Below are 16818 nucleotides of genomic sequence, written 5' to 3'. Positions count from 1 at the left end.
GCGGGTGACCGGCCGTCCGCCGACCCGCCGGTCCGGCCGGGTCGGGCGTTCAGAGCTGCGGGCTGGTCGCGAGGTCCGGCGTGGCCAGCCAGGTCAGGGTCTGCGGCAGGATCTCCACCGCCCCGAAGTGCGCGGCGCCGGGCTGCACCTGCACCTCGGCGCGCGGAATCCGCGAGGCGAGCCAGTGCGAGTGCTCCACCGGGGAGAAGCGGTCCTGCTCGCCGTGCCAGAGCCGGACCTCCGCGCGGATGGCGCCCAGGTCGAACCCCCAGCCGCGCCGGATCGCCAGCACGTCGTCGATCCAACCCTCGGGACCGTGTCGCAGCGCCTCGGAGTACATGTCGGTCAGCAGTCGGCGGATCGCGACGTCGTCGACGACCCGGATGTCCTCGTCGGGCAACTGGGGGCGGAGAAAGTCCAGCAGCGTCATCGGGTCCCGGCGGGCCTCGTCCGCGCGAACCTTCAGGTTGAGCGTGAGCTCGGCGAGGTCCTCGTCGGCCTGCCCGAAGTCCTCCACGTTCGATTCCGCCATGCCCGCGTACCAGTCCAGGTCGGGCGCGCCGGCCGGGGCGAGCCCCACCAGCACGGCGGCCCGGGTGACCCGGTCCGGCAGCAGCGCGGCGCAGGCCAGGGCGTGCGGCCCGCCACCGGCTCGGCCCACCACCGCGAACCGCTCGATGCCGAGGTCGTCGGCGATCGCCGCCACGTCGGCGGCGGCGTCGGCCACCCGCCGACCCTCGTGCCGGTCGGAGTCGCCGTACCCGGGTCGGTCGTAGCAGACGAGATGCACGCCGAGGCGGTAGACGACGATGCCCCGGGGGCGAGGGCCGCTGCGGCTGCCGGGGGTGCCGTGCAGCAGGAAGACCGGGGGACCGTCCGCTGCGCCGGAGGTCTCCACGGCGAGGCGCCGCCCGTCCGGCGTCGTGACGAGGCGTTGTGTCGCATCTCCTCGCGTCACGTGTGGCCTCCCGCGGGTCGTTCTGCGCTGCCCGGCTGAGCGGAGCCGCGCAGTGGCGGCCCTGAGTACGAAGACCCCGAATCGCCCAGAACACGTTCTGTGCCGCAGCGTACTGCCCGCCGTAGACCCTCACCACGGGTCGCCGGGTCAACGCCGCAGGACGGGACAATGCCGGTCGGAGGTCCCCCCGGGCCGGGCCGCTACCCTGGTAGCCCGAGGGGAAGGGGCACCAACAGGGTGGCTAGGACCTACAACGTCGTCACGTACGGCTGCCAGATGAACGTGCACGACTCCGAACGCATCTCCGGCCTGCTCGAGCAGGCGGGATACGAGCGTGCACCCGCTGGCGACGACACCCCGGACATCGTGGTCTTCAACACCTGCGCGGTGCGGGAAAATGCTGACAACCGGCTCTACGGCAACCTCGGTCGTCTGCGCCCGGTGAAGGACAAGCACCCCGGGATGCAGATCGCTGTCGGCGGCTGCCTCGCCCAGAAGGATCGGGGCGACATCGTCCGTAAGGCCCCCTGGGTGGACGTGGTCTTCGGCACCCACAACATCGGTGCGCTGCCGGTGCTGCTGGAGCGGGCCCGGCACAACGCCGCCGCCGAGGTGGAGATCCTGGAGTCCCTCGACGTCTTCCCGTCCACGCTGCCCACCCGCCGCGAGTCCACGTATGCCGGCTGGGTGTCGATCTCGGTGGGGTGCAACAACACCTGCACGTTCTGCATCGTGCCGGCGCTGCGCGGCAAGGAGAAGGACCGGCGCCCCGGCGACATCCTCTCCGAGGTGCGCGCCCTGGTCGACGAGGGCGTGTTGGAGGTGACCCTGCTCGGGCAGAACGTCAACTCGTACGGTGTGGAGTTCGGCGACCGGTTCGCGTTCGGCAAGCTGCTGCGTGCCTGCGGCGACATCGACGGGTTGGAGCGCGTGCGCTTCACCAGCCCGCACCCGAAGGACTTCACCGACGACGTGATCGCCGCGATGGCCGAGACGCCGAACGTCTGCCACTCGCTGCACATGCCGTTGCAGTCCGGCTCCGACGACGTGCTCCGGGCTATGCGCCGGTCCTACCGTTCCGAGCGTTACCTGGGGATCATCGAGAAGGTCCGCGCGGCGATGCCGGACGCGGCGATCACCACCGACATCATCGTCGGCTTCCCCGGTGAGACCGAGGCCGACTTCCAGCGCACCCTGGACGTGGTCCGGGAGGCCCGGTTCTCCTCGGCCTTCACCTTCCAGTACTCGAAGCGGCCCGGCACCCCCGCCGCGACAATGGACGATCAACTGCCCAAGCAGGTCGTGCAGGAGCGCTACGAGCGGTTGATCGAATGCGTCGAGGAGATCACCTGGGCGGAGAACAAGCGCCTCGTCGGTGAGACCGTCGAGGTGCTCGTCGCTGTCGGCGAGGGCCGCAAGGACGAGCGGACCGGCCGGATGTCCGGTCGGGCCCGCGACGGTCGACTGGTGCACTTCGCGACCGAGACCGCCGACGGGGAGTCCCTCGCTGGTCAGATCCGGCCGGGGGACATCGTGCACACCACTGTCACGTACGCCGCGCCGCACCACCTGAACGCCGACGGACCGCCGGTGGCGCACCGTCGCACCCGGGCCGGTGACGCGGCCGAGGCGGGTCGCTCCCCGCGTACCCCTGGGGTGTTGCTCGGGCTGCCGACGATCGGCGCACCGCCGGTCGTGGCTGCCCCCGCCGCTGGCTGCGCCACTCACTGACCGCACGGAAGGGCCCCTGGACGAGGGGCCCTTCCGCGGAAGGTCGAGTCAGACGGTGATCCGGCCGGCGCCGGCGCCCGCCGTCACGATGGACTTGACGTTGCTGGCGGTGTCCAGTTGGTAGGAGTACGGGATGCTGGCCACGCTGCCGCCGGCCTGGCCGGTGGGCGAGTTGACGAAGTGGTTGTTGCGGGCGACCAGGCTGCCGGGCCCCGAGTCCCCCTCACCGCGGTGGTACGGGTCGTCGACGTTCTCGAAGTAGTTGCCCTCGACGAGCACGCCGGCGTTCTCGGTGGACGCCACGCCGTAGCCGCCGTTGGCCCGGTAGTAGTTGTTGTACACGTGCACCGGGTTGCCGAAGCGCACCCGAGGGTTGCGCTGGTTGCTGCCGTCGAACCAGTTGTGGTGGTAACTCACCCGCAGGTGACCGACGTCCTGGCTGGCGTTGTCGTCGCTGTGGCCGAGCAACATTGTCTTGTCGTGGCTGAAGACCCGGTTCCACGAGACGGTGACGAAGTCCGAGCCGCGCTTGATGTCGACAGCGCCGTCGTACCCGTTGCTGAAGCTGTTGTGGTCGATCCAGATGTTGGTGGCCGACTCCTGCACGTTGATCGCGTCGTCGTTCCAGCTGCGGAAGGTCAGGTTACGGATGATCACGTTGCGGTCACCGCTGACGTTGAACCCGCAACCGGCGATGGTCGCGCCGTAGTTGCCGAGGATGGTCTTGTTGGACCGGACCCGCAGCATGCCCGAGCACGTGATCGTTCCGGACACCCGGATCACTGCGGCGCCTGTCGCGTTCAGCGCGCTGGTCAACGCCGAGGCGGTGGTGACGGTGGTGGTGGCGGCGTTGCCGCCACCGGTGGTGCCGCCGTTCTGGGTGGCCCAGCCGACGAGTGTCGACGGCGGCTGGGTGCTGGGCGGGGGAGTGCTCGACGGTGGCGGGTCGGTCGGCGGCGGGGTGGTCGGTGTGGTGCTGCCGGTGCAGGCGACGTTGTTCAGGGTGAAGCCGCTCGGAGCCGGGTTGCTGGAGCTGTTCCAACTCGCGTTGAAGCCGAACGTGGCGCTGGCGTTTGTCGCCAGGCTGCCGTTGTAGTCGACGTTTGTCGCGGAGACCTGGCTGCCGCTCTGCGAGGCGGTGGCGCCCCACGCCTGGCTGACCTGCTGACCGGCCCCGTACGACCAGCGCAGCGTCCACCCGGAGACCGGGTCGCCGAGGTTGGTGACTGTGACGTTGCCGGTGAATCCGCCCGGCCACTGGCTGGCGACCGAGTAGGCCACCTGGCAGCCGGCAGCAGCCTGGGCGGACACGGAGGTCAACAGCCCGGCGGTGACCAGGGTGGCGGTGGCTGCGGCAGTGGTGGCGATCAGCGTCATTCGACGCCGTCCTGTGCGCATGCTGCTTCCTTTCGAGAAGGCGGACGGAGGTGTCGCGACGCCCATGCCCGTGGGCGGCGAGTCTCGGCCGGGACCAGTGGTCCTCGGGCCCGCCAGTGCAGGTTCGTGAAGGAAAGCGGCTCCCGCGCTCGCGCCCACCAACGAAGAGGCAAGCGCTTTCCCGATAAGAACATAGAAGAACCTGAATGTAAATGGCCGGGACGGCCGATGCGCTACGCACCGGCCGTCCCGGCAGCGGCGCACCGGCCGTCCCGGTGGATCAGCAGGCGGTGCCGCTGAGTTTCACGGTGCCCGGCGCGCTGGCCGTGCCGTTGGCGGTGAAGCCCACCGTCACCGACCCGCCCGCCGGCAGGGACGGAGCGTGGCTCGGAGCCGCCGCGGTGACAGTCGTACCGGACTGCGTGACTGTGGCGTTCCAGCCACTGCCCAACGTCACCCCGGACGGCCAACTCCAGGCGACCGACCACGGGTTCACAGCGCCCGAGCCGGTGTTCTTCACTGTCAACTCGCCCTGGAAGCCGCCCTGCCAGGCGTTTACCTGCCGGTAGGTGGCCGTGCAGGCGCCGGTCGGCGGGTCCGTCGGCGGGTCCGTCGGCCCGCCGGTGCCGCCACCGGACGGCGCGATCAGGTACGGCTGGAGGATCGCCTGCTTGGCGGTGTTGACGTTCGTCCAGTCGTCGAGCGCGATCCCGCCGGTGTCACCCGAGTTGGGGTTCCACGACCAGTAGGTGAAGGACATCCCGGTCACCCCGGTCCCGGTGTACGCCATCAGCTTCTCCAGCCACACCTTGTCCTTCGGGTCGACCAGGGTGCTGCCGAACTCGCCCATCATGATCGGGGCGATGTTCTGCTTGTAGAGGTAACCGAAGTACTTGTCCCAGATGGCCGGCATGTTCGCCGGGTAGTCCGGGGCGTCGAACCAGGTCTGCCGGTACACCGAGGTGGCGTACTCGTGCGGCGAGTAGACCAACCGGTTCGGCACGCTCAGCCGGACCGGGAACTGACCCGCCTTCGACAGGTTGCCGCCCCACCAACCGCAGTCCTCGTCGTTGCTGGTGTCGCCGTCCCAGACGTTGGAGAGGCCACCGCTCGGGCAGCTCACCCCCTCCACGAAGATCAACCAGTTGGGCTGGACACCGAGGATGGCGTTCCCGGCCCGCTCGGCGGCGAGCCGCCAGTCCCGGGTGGTGTCGCCACAGCCCCAGCACGCGCCGGTGGCTGCCGGGTTGGTGCCCTCCGCGTGCGGCTCGTTGTGCAGGTCGGCGCCGATCACCGTCGGGTTGCCCGCGTACCGTTGGGCGAGCATCTTCCAGTCGTTGATCCAGGTCGCCTCGGAAACCGTCGACGTGTACCAGAGCGGCGACTGCCCGGCCGCCGTCGGCCGGTGCCGGTCCAAGATGATCCGCATGCCCTTGCTGCCGGCGTAGTCGATCACCTTGTCCAGGATCTGCAACGGCGACAGCCCGATCAGGTCCGGGTTGACGAAGTCGTTGATCCCACTGGCCGTCGCACCCGGCTTCAGCGCGTCGTTCGAGTACGGCACCCGCAACGTGTTGTAACCCAGCCGGGCCATCGTGTCGAGCTGTCCCCGCCACGGGTTGTTCGACCACAGCCCGTGAAAGGTCTTGTTGTCGGTCTCCATGCCGAACCAGTTGATGCCGGTCAACCGGACCGTCGCACCGGTGCTGTCCACGATCTGGTTGCCACTGGTGTGCAGATAACCCGTACCGGTACCCGCGGCGACGGCCGGGCTGGTGCTGACGGCGGCGGCGAGGAACACGCCAGCCGCGACGGTGACGAGCGCGGTGAGCGCACCGCCGAGAGCTTTAGGACGGAACAATTCGAGCTCCACTTCGGAGGTCCGGCGCCGTCCAGGAACGACGCCGGCGGGCGGCCGTCCGCATGGCACGGCCCCAAAGGAGTACGCGGACAGCACGCGACGGCCCATGTCACGCGGACGTGGTCACTCGCGGAAGCTCACCGGCGACCCTCGACGGCGGATGTTCCGCCTTCGTCGCCCTCGCGCCGGTGGCCCTACCTGGCTCCGTCGCTCATTCTGATCAGCCCACGTCAATGCGTCAACCTGGCCGCCCGCACCGCCCCGCCCCGCCGCCCGCGCTCGCGCCGGGCTTGCGGTCTCCGCTCGGTCTCGCGCCGCGCCCGCGATCCCCGCCCACACTCGCGCCCGCCCCGCGCCCACGCCCGTTCGCACCGTGCCCGTTTCTCCGCTCGCGCTGCCCGCCTTGCATCGCGTGCCCCCCTGCATGATCGCGCTAGAACATGGATGGAGTGGTCTCCCGGCCGGTACGTGGCCACTACATCCTGGATCGAGCATGACCTCGGCGGCCGTGGATGCCGCAACCCGCTCCGGGTCTCTCAGGACGCTGCTGGTCGTCAAGATCCGCGCAACATCAGGGATGTTGTTGTCTCCCGCCTGTCCGAGGCAGCAACATCCGGGAAGTTGCGCCGATCTTGAACTGGGCGCGGGCGCGGGGCTCGGGGCCGTGGGGGCGCGGACCCGGGGGATCGGGGGGTCGGGGCTACAGCGCTCGGGGGTTCGGGGCGGGTGCGGGCGCTCGGGGATGCGGACGTCTGAGGGCGGACACGCGGAAGCCCCCGGTCCCGCTGGGGACCGGGGGCTCCGGACGTCGTCAGCTCAGCCGGCCTGCTCGGCGAGTTGGAGGAACTGCCGCTTGGAGGCGAGGGCCTGCTCAGCCTCCTTGATCCGGCGTGCGTCCCCGGCGCTCTGCGCCCGGGCCAGCCGGTCCTCGGCCTCCGCGACCTGCGCCCGCATCTGGGCGAGCAGCGGGTTGTCCTCCTTGGTGGTGCGGCGCCACGCCGAGTCCATCACGTCACGGACCTTGTCGTCGATGACGCGCAGTCGACGCTCCAGCCCGGCGGCCGCCTCGCGGGGCACCCGGCCGGCCTCGTGCCACTGGGCCTGGATCTCCCGCAGCTTGGCCTGGGCGCCCTTCGGGTCGGCGTCGATGTCCAACGCCTCGGCCTCGACGAGCAGGGCCTGCTTGCGCTCCAGGTTGCCGCGCTGCTCGTTGTCCCGTGCGGAGAAGACCTCGCTGCGCCGGCTGAAGAAGGCGTCCTGCGCACCCCGGAACCGTTCCCAGAGCTTCTGCTCGGCCTCCTTGGAGGCGCGCGGAGCGGCCTTCCACTGGGTCATCAGGTCCTTGAGCTGGTTGGCGGTGGCGGCCCAATCGGTGGATTCCGAGAGCTTCTCCGCTTCGGCTACCAACTCTTCCTTGGCGGTCTGGGCCTGCTTGCGCTGCGAGTCCAGGGAGGCGAAGTGGGCGCCGCGGCGGCGGGTGAAGCCGTCCCGGGCTGCGGCGAACCGCTTCCACAGCTCACCGTCGGCCTTCTTGTCGACCCCGCGGATGGTCTTCCACTCGTCGAGGATCTCCTTGAGCCGGTCCCCGGCGGTCTTCCACCCGGTGGATTCGGCGGCCAGCTTCTCGGCCTCCTCGACGAGCGCGGTCTTGCGGGCCAGGGCCTCGCCGCGAGCGGCGTCCCGGGCGGCGCGCGCTTCGCCGGCCTTCTCCTCGGCGAGGGTCGCCAGCTTGTCCAGGCGGGTGGCCAGCGCGTCGATGTCGCCGACCACGTTGGCCTCGGGGAGCGTGGCACGGATCCGCCGGATCGTGCTCAACGAGTGCCCGGCGTCCGCCGCACCCGACTTGAGTCGCGCCTCGGTCAGGTCCACCTCGGTCACCAGGTCGGCGAAGCGACGGGCGAAGTGTGCCAGGCCCTCCTCCGGTGCTCCCGCCTGCCAGGATCCGACCACCCGCTCTCCCTCGGTGGTCTTGACGTACACGGTGCCGTCCGCGTCCACCCGTCCGAAGGCAGTCCAGTCGCTCATGTACCCATCCTCGTTCTCCCGGCGTCGAGGGATCGATCCCCCGTCGCCGCCACGGCGCAGCCAAGTTGCTTCCGGCATTGTCACAGGTCCGACCCGGTCCGCGTCGAGCGCCTATCGCCGACCGTGACCATACGGTGTCCTAGGGGCCGAATGACCGGATCGGCGCGGAGACGCACCGGGGATTCCCGCTACGGTGGACGGGTGCCACTGGTCGCCGCTGCCGTCTGCCCGCATCCGCCCCTGCTCGTGCCCGAGGTGGCCGGCTCCGCGGCCCCGGAGTTGGACGATCTGCGGGCGGCCTGCGACACCGCCGTACGCCGGCTCCTTGCCGCCGATCCGGACATTGTGGTGCTGGTGGGCACCGGCCCGGTGACCGGCCCGATCCCCACCCCGGCGACCGGTTCTCTCCAGCCCTGGGGTGTCGATCTGTACGTGCCGTTGGTGCCGGGCCAACCGGACCGGGGTGCGGTGCTGCCGTTGAGCCTGACCGTCGGCGCGTGGTTGCTGGCCCGTCACGACATCCGACCGCCGGTGACGGCCGTGCAGGTGGCCGCCGACGCGGGCCCGGCCGAGCTGGCCGCGCTCGCGGACGAGGTCGGCGCCGCCGGTGACCGGGTGGCGTCGTTGGTGCTCGGGGACGGGTCGGCCTGCCGGGGAGAGAAGGCACCCGGGTACGACGACGCGCGCGCCCTCCCGTACGACAAGAGGGTTGCCGCGGCGCTGGCCGACGCGGACCTGGACGCCCTGCTCGGCCTCGACCCGGTGGTGTCGACGGAGCTGAAGGCCGCCGGTCGCGCCCCCTGGCAGGTGCTCGCCGGTGCGGCCCGCGCGGCCGGTGGTGGGTGGCGCGGCGAGTTGCTGCACGACTCCGCCCCCTACGGGGTGGCCTACTTCGTGGCGTCCTGGGAGCGGGTGTGACGGGCCTGGTCGTCGCTGTGGTCGGCCCGACCGCGGCCGGCAAGTCCGCGCTGAGCATCGCGTTGGCGCATGCCCTGAACGGCGAGGTGGTCAACGCCGACTCGATGCAGCTCTACCGGGGCATGGACATCGGCACCGCCAAGCTGACCCTCGCCGAGCGGGACGGGGTGCCGCATCACCTGTTGGACATCTGGGAGGTCACCGAGCCGGCGAGCGTCGCGGAGTACCAGCGACTGGCCCGCGCGGCGGTGGACGACATCCTGTCCCGGGGGCGGGTGCCGTTGCTGGTCGGTGGCTCCGGGCTGTACGTGCGCGCGGTGCTGGAGCGCTTCGAGTTCCCCGGCACCGACGCGGCGCTACGGGAGCGGCTGGAACGGGAGTTGGCCGAGGTCGGCCCGGCCCCGCTGTACGCGCGGCTGCGCGCCGCCGACCCGGTCGCCGCCGAGAGCATCCTGCCGGGCAACGGCCGGCGGATCGTGCGGGCCCTGGAGGTGATCGAGCTGACCGGCGCGCCGTTCGCCGCCTCGCTGCCGCAGCCCACGCCGTACTACCCGTCGGTCCAGCTCGGCGTCGACCTCGACACCGGCCTGCTGGACGAGCGGATCGCGCTGCGGGTCGACCGGATGTGGGCCGACGGCCTGGTGCCGGAGACCCGTGAGCTGGTCGGGCGCGGGCTGCGCGAGGGGCGGACGGCGAGTCGGGCGCTCGGCTACCAGCAGGTGCTGCGCCTGCTCGCCGGTGAGCTGACCGAGGCGCAGGCGCACGACGAGACGGTCCGGGCGACCCGGCGCTTCGTCCGCCGGCAGCGGTCCTGGTTCCGCCGTGACCCACGGATCCACTGGCTGGACTCGACGACCCCGGACCTGATCGGGGCCGCCCTGCGTCTGGTGCCGGCGGCTGCGCGATGATGGGGGAGTGGAGTTCACAAAGGGCCACGGCACCGGCAACGACTTCGTCCTCCTTCCCGACCCGGACGGTCAGCTCGACCTGACCCCGGAGCTGGTCGCGGCCCTCTGCGACAGGCGTCGGGGCATCGGCGCGGACGGCGTGCTGCGGGTGGTCCGCGCGGCGAAGCATCCGGACGGCGCGGGTATGGCCGGCGAGGCCGAGTGGTTCATGGACTACTGGAACGCCGACGGCTCGTTCGCCGAGATGTGCGGCAACGGCGCCCGGGTCTTCGTGCGCTACCTGCTCGACACCGGGTTGGCTACGCCGGCCGGAGCGGCGCTGCCGGTGGCCACCCGGGCCGGCGTCGTGCGCGCGCTGGTCGAGGGCGACGTCGTGTCCGTCGAGATGCGCCGACCCCGGGTGTACGACAGTTCCGCCGCCACCCTCGGCGGGCTGACCCTGACCGGTGCGGTGGTGGACGTCGGCAACCCGCACCTGGTCTGCGTGCTGCCGGCCGGCGTGGAGCTGTCGGCGCTGGACCTGACCGTCGCGCCCGGGTTCGACCCGGCGGTCTTCCCGAGCGGGGTGAACGTCGAGTTCATCGTGGCGGGTGACCCGGTCGACGGCACCGACGAGCACAGCGTGATGCGGGTGTACGAGCGCGGCAGCGCCGAGACCCTGTCCTGCGGCACCGGTGCCTGCGCGGTGGGCGCGGTGGCGCTGCGCGACGCCGGGCGAAACACCGGCGTGGTAGCCGTGGACGTGCCCGGAGGCCGCCTGACGGTGACGGTCACTGCCGACTCCTGCTGGCTCTCCGGCCCCGCCGTCCTGGTAGCCACCGGCGAGCTGAACCCAAAAACACTCCGCCCCTAACGCGCCCCACCATTTCCCGTGTTGATCAAGAGGTTCGCGTCAAGTTTCGCGTACTTCCTGACGCAAACCTCTTGATCAACGGCGCGCGGTTGGTGGGTCGTTGGCGCGCTACGGGGTGGCGCTGGCGCTTGCGGCGATCTCGGGGAGGTCGGCGGGGCCGGGGTCGGCGGCCGGGAGCGGGCTCGGGTTGTGCGCGGCGGCGCGCACGGCGGCGGCGACCGCCGGGGCGACCCGGGAGTCGAAGACGCTCGGCACGATCACCGTCGGGTTGATCTTGTCCTCGCCGACCACGTCGGCGATGGCCCGGGCGGCCGCGAGGGCCATCTCCTCGGTGAACTCCTCGGCGTGCGCGTCGAGCATGCCGCGGAACACCCCGGGGAACGCGAGGACGTTGTTGATCTGGTTCGGCTGGTCCGAGCGGCCGGTGGCGACCACTGCGGCGTGCTTGCGCGCCTCCCGCGGGTCGACCTCCGGGTCGGGGTTGGCCAGGGCGAAGACGATCGAGTCCTTCGCCATCTGCGCGATGTCGTCGCCGGTGAGCAGGTTCGGCGCGCTGACCCCGATGAACACGTCGGCGCCGCGGATCGCGCCGGGCAGGTCGCCGGAGTAGTTCTCCTTGTTGGTGTTCTCCGCCAGCCACTGCCACGCCGAGTTGAGCCCGGTCAGCCCGCGGTGCAGGGCGCCCTCCCGGTCGTACGCGATGATGTCGCCGACGCCCTGGCGCAGCAGCAACTTCATGATCGCGGTGCCGGCCGCCCCGGCTCCGGAGACGACCACCCGGACGTCCTCGAGCCGCTTGCCCACCACCCGCAGCGCGTTGGTCAGCGCGGCCAGCACGCAGATCGCGGTGCCGTGCTGGTCGTCGTGGAAGACCGGAATGTCCAGCGCCTCGCGCAGCCGGGCCTCGATCTCGAAGCAGCGCGGCGCGGCGATGTCCTCCAGGTTGATGCCGCCGTAGGCCGGCGCGATCGCCTTGACGATCTGCACGATCTCATCGGTGTCCTGGGTGTCCAGCACCACCGGCCAGGCGTCCACCCCGCCGAAGCGCTTGAACAGCGCGGCCTTGCCCTCCATCACCGGCAGCGACGCGGCCGGGCCGAGGTTGCCCAGGCCGAGCACCGCCGAGCCGTCGCTGACCACGGCGACGGTGTTGCGCTTGATGGTCAGTCGCCGGGCGTCGGCCGGGTTCTCGGCGATCGCCATGCAGACCCGGGCCACCCCAGGGGTGTACGCGCGGGACAGCTCGTCGCGGTTGCGCAGCGCGACCTTCGAGGTCACCTCGATCTTGCCGCCCAGGTGCAGCAGGAACGTCCGGTCCGACACCTTGCGCACGTCCACGCCGTCCAGCGCGGTCAGCGCGTCGACCACCTGGTCGGCGTGACCGGCGTCGGCGGTGTCGCAGGTCAGGTCGACGATCACGTGGGTCGGGTCCGAGTCCACCACGTCCAGCGCCGTGACGATCGCCCCGGCCTCGCCGACGGAGGTGGTGAGTCGGCCGATCGAGGAGGCGTCCGCGGTCACGGCGATCCGGATGGTGATCGAAAATCCGGCGCTGGGCATTCGGGTGATGGCCACGGGATCCCTCCGTAACGGCTGTGCGGCCGATCGGCCGCCGCCCGCATTTCTACCGGGTTGTCGCGGCCGACCAGCATTCGCCCCCACTTTTGGCGACCTTCACCATGGGCATATAGCAGGTGCGTTCGGCGTTGTGTCATGTCAGGATTACGTTCTACTTATCAAAACGGACAGGAGAACCGCTTGCGAGACCAGGAGAGCTTTGTCCCCGTCGAGGACGAGCTCGACGACGTCACCACCGGCGAGATGGAGCTGTCGGAGCGGCAGTCCCTCCGACGCGTCCCGGGCCTGTCAACCGAGCTCACCGACGTCACCGAGGTGGAATACCGCCAGCTGCGGCTGGAGCGGGTCGTCCTGGTGGGCGTCTGGACCGAAGGCACCGTCACCGACGCGGAAAACTCGCTGACCGAGCTCGCCGCGCTGGCCGAAACCGCCGGTTCGCAGGTGCTCGAAGGGCTCATTCAACGTCGTACCCGACCCGACCCGGCCACGTACATCGGCCGCGGCAAGGTCGACGATCTCGGCGCGGTGGTGCTTTCCACCGGCGCCGACACGGTCATCTGTGACGGTGAGCTGTCCCCGTCGCAGCTGCGCAACCTGGAGCAGCGCACCAAGGTCAAGGTCGTCGACCGCACCGCGCTGATCCTCGACATCTTCGCCCAGCACGCCAAGAGCAAGGAAGGTAAGGCGCAGGTCGAGCTGGCCCAGCTCCAATACCTGCTGCCCCGACTGCGCGGTTGGGGTGAGACGCTCTCCCGGCAGACCGGTGGTTCCGGCCGCGGTGGTGGCGCCGGTGGCGGTGTGGGTGTTCGTGGTCCCGGTGAGACCAAGCTGGAGACCGACCGGCGGCGGATCCGTCACCGCATCTCCCGGCTGCGCCGTGAGATCAAGAGCATGAAGACGGTCCGCGTGACCAAGCGTGCCCGGCGTTCCCGCAACTCCGTTCCCGCAGTCGCCATCGCCGGCTACACCAACGCCGGCAAGTCCAGCCTGCTCAACCGGCTGACCGGCGCGGGCGTGCTGGTGGAGAACGCGCTGTTCGCCACGCTGGACCCGACGACCCGCAAGGCCACCACCTCGGACGGGCGGCTCTACACCCTCTCCGACACCGTCGGCTTCGTCCGACACCTCCCGCACCAGATCGTCGAGGCGTTCCGTTCGACGCTGGAGGAGGTCGCGGAGGCGGATCTGGTGGTGCACGTCGTGGACGGCACCCACCCGGATCCGGAGGAGCAGGTCCGGGCGGTCCACGCGGTGCTTGCCGAGGTCAGCGCGGACCGGCTTCCCGAGCTGTTGGTGGTCAACAAGACCGACGCGGCCGACGAGGACACTCTGCTGCGGCTCAAGCGGCTCTGGCCGGACGCGATCTTCGTGTCCGCGCACTCGGGGCGCGGCATGGACGAGCTGCGCGCGGCGATCGAGGAGCGGCTACCGAGTCCGGCCGTGGAGGTCCGGGCCGTGCTGCCGTACGACCGGGGTGACCTGGTCGCTCGGGCGCACCGCACTGGTGAGGTGCTCAGCACGTCGCACCTGCCGGAGGGCACTCTGCTGCACGTCCGCGTCGGCGCGGAGCTTGCGGCGGAGCTGACGGCCTTCGACGTGGAGCGGCAGGGGCAGGCGGCCGGCAGCCGGTCCTGAGCGGCCACGGCGTCATCCACCGGAAACGCGCGGCATGCGACACTGGCCGAATGCGCCGCGTTGTTTCCTCGGTCACGGTTGCCCTCGGCCTGCTCGGGGCAACCGTGGCGCTCGCCGGAGTCGCCGCAGCGGCTCCCGCCCCTGGGGCGTCCGGGCCGCCCGCAGCGAACCCTGGCCAGAAGCGATGCACGATCGCCGACGAGCGCCTACGGGAGCTGTCCGGGCTGGTGGCCACCAAGAGTGGCTACATCGTCATCAACGACGGCACCGACGTCGCGGCGCGCAAGCGGGTGTTCTTCCTCGACAGCAAGTGCAAGATCTCGAAGGAGCCGGTCCGCTACTCGGGGCAGGGTCCGTTCGACACCGAGGATCTCGCCCTGTCCAAGGACGGCCGCACCCTCTGGATCGCCGACACCGGTGACAACCCCGACTCGAAGGAGCGCCGCAGCCGCGTCGCACTCTGGTCGATGCCGGTCACCGGCGCCAAGCAGCCGACGCTGCACCGGCTCTCCTACCCGGAGGCCAAACCGCACGACGCTGAGGCGTTGCTCATCGGCGACGACGGAAAACCGCTGATCATCACCAAGGTGACCAGTGGCAAGGCCGAGATCTACACGCCGTCGGCGGCTCTCAAGAGCGGCGACACCGACCCGGTGCCGATGCGTAAGGCCGGCGAGCTCACGCTGCCGAAGACCCAGACGGAGAACACCCTCAACACGTTCGGCCGGATTGCCATCACCGGCGCATCGAGGGCACCGGACGGCTCCCGGGTGGTTCTGCGCACGTACGCGGACGCCTTCGAGTTCGACGTGACCGGTGGCGACATCGTGGGCGCGCTCACCACCGGCAAGCCGCGGGTGACGCCGCTGGCCGACCCGTTCGGCGAGGCCATCAGCTACACCTCGGACGGAAAGTCGTTCCTCACCGTCTCCGACGCGGGCCGGTTCACCGACGACGAGCCGGTCGACATCCTCGGCTACACCCCGTCCACGTCGACCGCCGCGCCGCTGAGTGCCGAGGACGGCGGCAAGCCGGCCGCCTCGAAGTCCTGGACCGACGGGCTGAGCCTCGACGACATCACGTACCTGGTCGGGGCGGTCGGGCTGATCGGCCTTCTGTTGGTCGCCGCCGGAATCTTCGGCATCGTTCGCGCCCGCCGTCGGCCGCCGACCGCTGACGAGTCCGACCCGTCGGAGCCGGACGGTGAACCGTTCGGCCCGCGCGCCGGCCGCGCCGTTGACGGGTTCCCGGCCGACGACGACCGCAGGGGTGGTGTCTACGGGGGCGGCGCGCCGGCCGGCGGCGCGGTCTACGGCGGTGGTGCGGGTCGCGGTGGTCCGACCCCGGCGGGTGGTGCGGGTCGTGGTGGCCCGGCCCCGGCGGGTGGCGCCGTGTACGGCGGCGGCGGCCGGCCGGCCTCGGCTGACGGTGGCCACGGTGCGCCGCGACCGGACGGTGGCGGCGTTTACGGCGGCGGTGGCCGTCCCCCGGCTGGCGGTGGCCGTCCCCCGGCCAGTGGCGGCGGTCGTCCGCAGGGCGGTGGTGGCGGCGGTCGTCCGCAGGGCGGCGGTGGCCGTCCTGGCGGTGGTGTGTACGGCGGCGACGGCGGTCAGCCCGGTCGTGCGGAGCCGCCCCGGCGCGGTGGCCAGGAGCCCGACTACCGCGGCCAGCGGCCCGGCCGCCGACGTGACGACGACGCGCCCGTGGACCCGTACCGGCAGTATCCCGGGGGCGGTCGCGGTCCCCGAGGCGACCGCTACTGATCGACGCCACTGTTACTGATCGGAAGCTGAGGCGCTCACCCGCCCTGACGAGCGGTGCGGGTGAGCGCCGTCGGCACTCACCCGCCGATCGGTCAGATCCGGCGTAGCACCGCCACGACCCGGCCCATGATGGTGGCGTCATCGCCGGGGATCGGGTCGAAGGCGGGGTTCTGCGGCATCAGCCAGACGTGCCCGTCGCGCCGCCGGTAGGTCTTCACCGTCGCCTCGCCGTCGAGCATGGCGGCCACGATCTCGCCGGAGTCGGCGGTTGGCTGCTGCCGGACGACCACCCAGTCACCGTCGCAGATCGCCGCGTCGAGCATCGAGTCGCCCTTGACCTGGAGCATGAAGACCTCGCCCTCACCCACCAGCTCGCGGGGGAGCGGGAAGATGTCCTCCACTGCCTGCTCGGCGAGGATCGGCCCACCGGCGGCGATCCGACCGAGCATCGGCACGTACGCCGGAGTGGGGCGCTGTGCCCTCGACAGCTCGTCGTCGATCGCCTCGCTGGGGGCGCGGACGTCCACCGCGCGCGGCCGGTTCGGGTCGCGGCGCAGGAAGCCCTTCTTCTCCAGCTCCTTGAGCTGGTAGGCGACGCTGGACGGCGACACCAGGCCGACCGCCTCGCCGATCTCGCGGACGCTCGGCGGGTAGCCGTGGCGCTCCACCCAATTGCGGATGAACTCCAGGATGCGGCGCTGGCGGGCGGTCAGGTCGACCGTCGCCGGGTCGGGGAAGGCGCTGACCACCGGGGTGACCGGACGCACGGCGGGCTGACCCGTCCGGCTGCGCGCGGCGCTGCGGCGTCGGGTGGCCGGGGGGCCCGCCTCGGTGATCTGCTGCGGGCTCTTCGGCCGGCTGGCCCGGTCCTCGGTCACGTCCGTCCTCCCTGGTCGGCGCTGGGTGCCTCGTCGGCTCGTGGTGCGTGCGGTGGTGCCACGTTGTTCATGACCGTATAGGTGAGATCAGTCATTTTCAAACATCTGTACGACCTCTCACCGGCGTGTCGGGGTGAAAAGCGCTCCGGTCGTACGGATGTTCTGATAAATGGTACGTCAGGTAGCACTGGTGTTCGATCCTGGACCTTTTTCCGGCTGTGTTCGGCTGGTTCGCCGGTAACCCGGGCGGTGTCGTGACGTTGGGTCTTCGGGTGCTGTGCGGTGCGTTGACGACCGGATGGTCCGTGACGCGCCGGACACGCCGGCCAACTT

General features: G+C 71.0%; 12 protein-coding genes. 6 read left to right on the top strand and 6 right to left on the bottom strand.

Features of this window, described 5'->3' with window-relative positions:
* Window positions 1–49: 49 nt before the first annotated feature.
* A complete protein-coding gene (locus AB0C19_RS11220; RefSeq protein WP_357182859.1) occupies window positions 50–958 on the bottom strand; it encodes an alpha/beta hydrolase in 909 nt (302 codons plus the stop codon).
* A 237-nt stretch (window positions 959–1195) separates the two neighbouring features.
* Between AB0C19_RS11220 and miaB the strand changes: the two genes are divergently transcribed.
* Entirely contained in the window at window positions 1196–2689 is a 1494-nt protein-coding gene (gene miaB, locus AB0C19_RS11215; protein ID WP_357182856.1) for a tRNA (N6-isopentenyl adenosine(37)-C2)-methylthiotransferase MiaB, read from the top strand.
* Window positions 2690–2737: 48 nt separating this feature from the next.
* Here miaB and AB0C19_RS11210 read toward each other — a convergent pair whose 3' ends face one another.
* The 3 genes from AB0C19_RS11210 to AB0C19_RS11200 form a co-directional block, all read right to left on the bottom strand.
* Window positions 2738–4087, bottom strand: coding sequence for a cellulose binding domain-containing protein (locus AB0C19_RS11210; RefSeq protein ID WP_357182853.1), 1350 nt, complete (start codon window positions 4085–4087; stop codon window positions 2738–2740).
* Window positions 4088–4346: 259 nt separating this feature from the next.
* A complete protein-coding gene (locus AB0C19_RS11205; protein WP_357182850.1) occupies window positions 4347–5927 on the bottom strand; it encodes a cellulase family glycosylhydrolase in 1581 nt (526 codons plus the stop codon).
* A gap of 816 nt (window positions 5928–6743) precedes the next feature.
* Entirely contained in the window at window positions 6744–7952 is a 1209-nt protein-coding gene (locus AB0C19_RS11200; RefSeq protein WP_357182848.1) for a DUF349 domain-containing protein, read from the bottom strand.
* A gap of 150 nt (window positions 7953–8102) precedes the next feature.
* Here AB0C19_RS11200 and AB0C19_RS11195 point away from each other — a divergent pair, with 150 nt between their 5' ends.
* Genes AB0C19_RS11195 through dapF form a run of 3 tightly spaced genes read left to right on the top strand, consistent with a single transcriptional unit; the run spans window position 8103 to window position 10631 of the window.
* Window positions 8103–8870: a hypothetical protein gene (locus AB0C19_RS11195; protein ID WP_357182845.1), complete on the top strand. Its 768-nt coding sequence runs from the start codon at window positions 8103–8105 to the stop codon at window positions 8868–8870.
* Complete coding sequence (gene miaA / locus AB0C19_RS11190; protein ID WP_357182842.1) at window positions 8867–9778, top strand: tRNA (adenosine(37)-N6)-dimethylallyltransferase MiaA; 912 nt, start codon at window positions 8867–8869, stop codon at window positions 9776–9778. The genes AB0C19_RS11195 and miaA overlap by 4 nt, the downstream gene beginning before the upstream one ends.
* Window positions 9779–9785: 7 nt before the next feature.
* Window positions 9786–10631 (top strand): diaminopimelate epimerase, encoded by an 846-nt coding sequence (gene dapF, locus AB0C19_RS11185; RefSeq protein ID WP_357182839.1) that lies wholly within the window; start codon window positions 9786–9788, stop codon window positions 10629–10631.
* Between the two features lie 108 nt (window positions 10632–10739).
* Here the strand turns inward: dapF and AB0C19_RS11180 are convergent, their stop codons facing one another.
* On the bottom strand, window positions 10740–12206 hold the full coding sequence (locus AB0C19_RS11180) for an NAD-dependent malic enzyme (protein WP_238681286.1): 1467 nt from the start codon (window positions 12204–12206) through the stop codon (window positions 10740–10742).
* Between the two features lie 183 nt (window positions 12207–12389).
* Between AB0C19_RS11180 and hflX the strand changes: the two genes are divergently transcribed.
* Both hflX and AB0C19_RS11170 read left to right on the top strand, forming a co-directional pair.
* On the top strand, window positions 12390–13844 hold the full coding sequence (hflX, locus tag AB0C19_RS11175) for a GTPase HflX (protein WP_238683384.1): 1455 nt from the start codon (window positions 12390–12392) through the stop codon (window positions 13842–13844).
* Between the two features lie 50 nt (window positions 13845–13894).
* Window positions 13895–15607 (top strand): hypothetical protein, encoded by a 1713-nt coding sequence (locus AB0C19_RS11170; RefSeq protein WP_357182835.1) that lies wholly within the window; start codon window positions 13895–13897, stop codon window positions 15605–15607.
* 92 nt (window positions 15608–15699) lie between these two features.
* Here AB0C19_RS11170 and lexA read toward each other — a convergent pair whose 3' ends face one another.
* Window positions 15700–16485: a transcriptional repressor LexA gene (gene lexA, locus AB0C19_RS11165; RefSeq protein WP_030489395.1), complete on the bottom strand. Its 786-nt coding sequence runs from the start codon at window positions 16483–16485 to the stop codon at window positions 15700–15702.
* Between the last annotated feature and the right edge of the window lie 333 nt (window positions 16486–16818).

The organism is Micromonospora sp. NPDC048842, assembly GCF_040649935.1.
GTDB classification, from domain to species: Bacteria; Actinomycetota; Actinomycetes; order Mycobacteriales; family Micromonosporaceae; genus Micromonospora; species Micromonospora hortensis.
This window is presented reverse-complemented; position numbering and strand designations above follow the sequence as displayed.

What these genes read in the sequence shown, in the direction of transcription:
- AB0C19_RS11210 (WP_357182853.1), bottom strand. Translation starts at nt 4,087, where the DNA reads ATGCGCACAGGACGGCGTCGAATGACGCTGATCGCCACCACTGCCGCA.
- AB0C19_RS11170 (WP_357182835.1), top strand. Translation starts at nt 13,895, where the DNA reads ATGCGCCGCGTTGTTTCCTCGGTCACGGTTGCCCTCGGCCTGCTCGGG.
- AB0C19_RS11200 (WP_357182848.1), bottom strand. Translation starts at nt 7,952, where the DNA reads ATGAGCGACTGGACTGCCTTCGGACGGGTGGACGCGGACGGCACCGTG.
- AB0C19_RS11195 (WP_357182845.1), top strand. Translation starts at nt 8,103, where the DNA reads ATGACCGGATCGGCGCGGAGACGCACCGGGGATTCCCGCTACGGTGGA.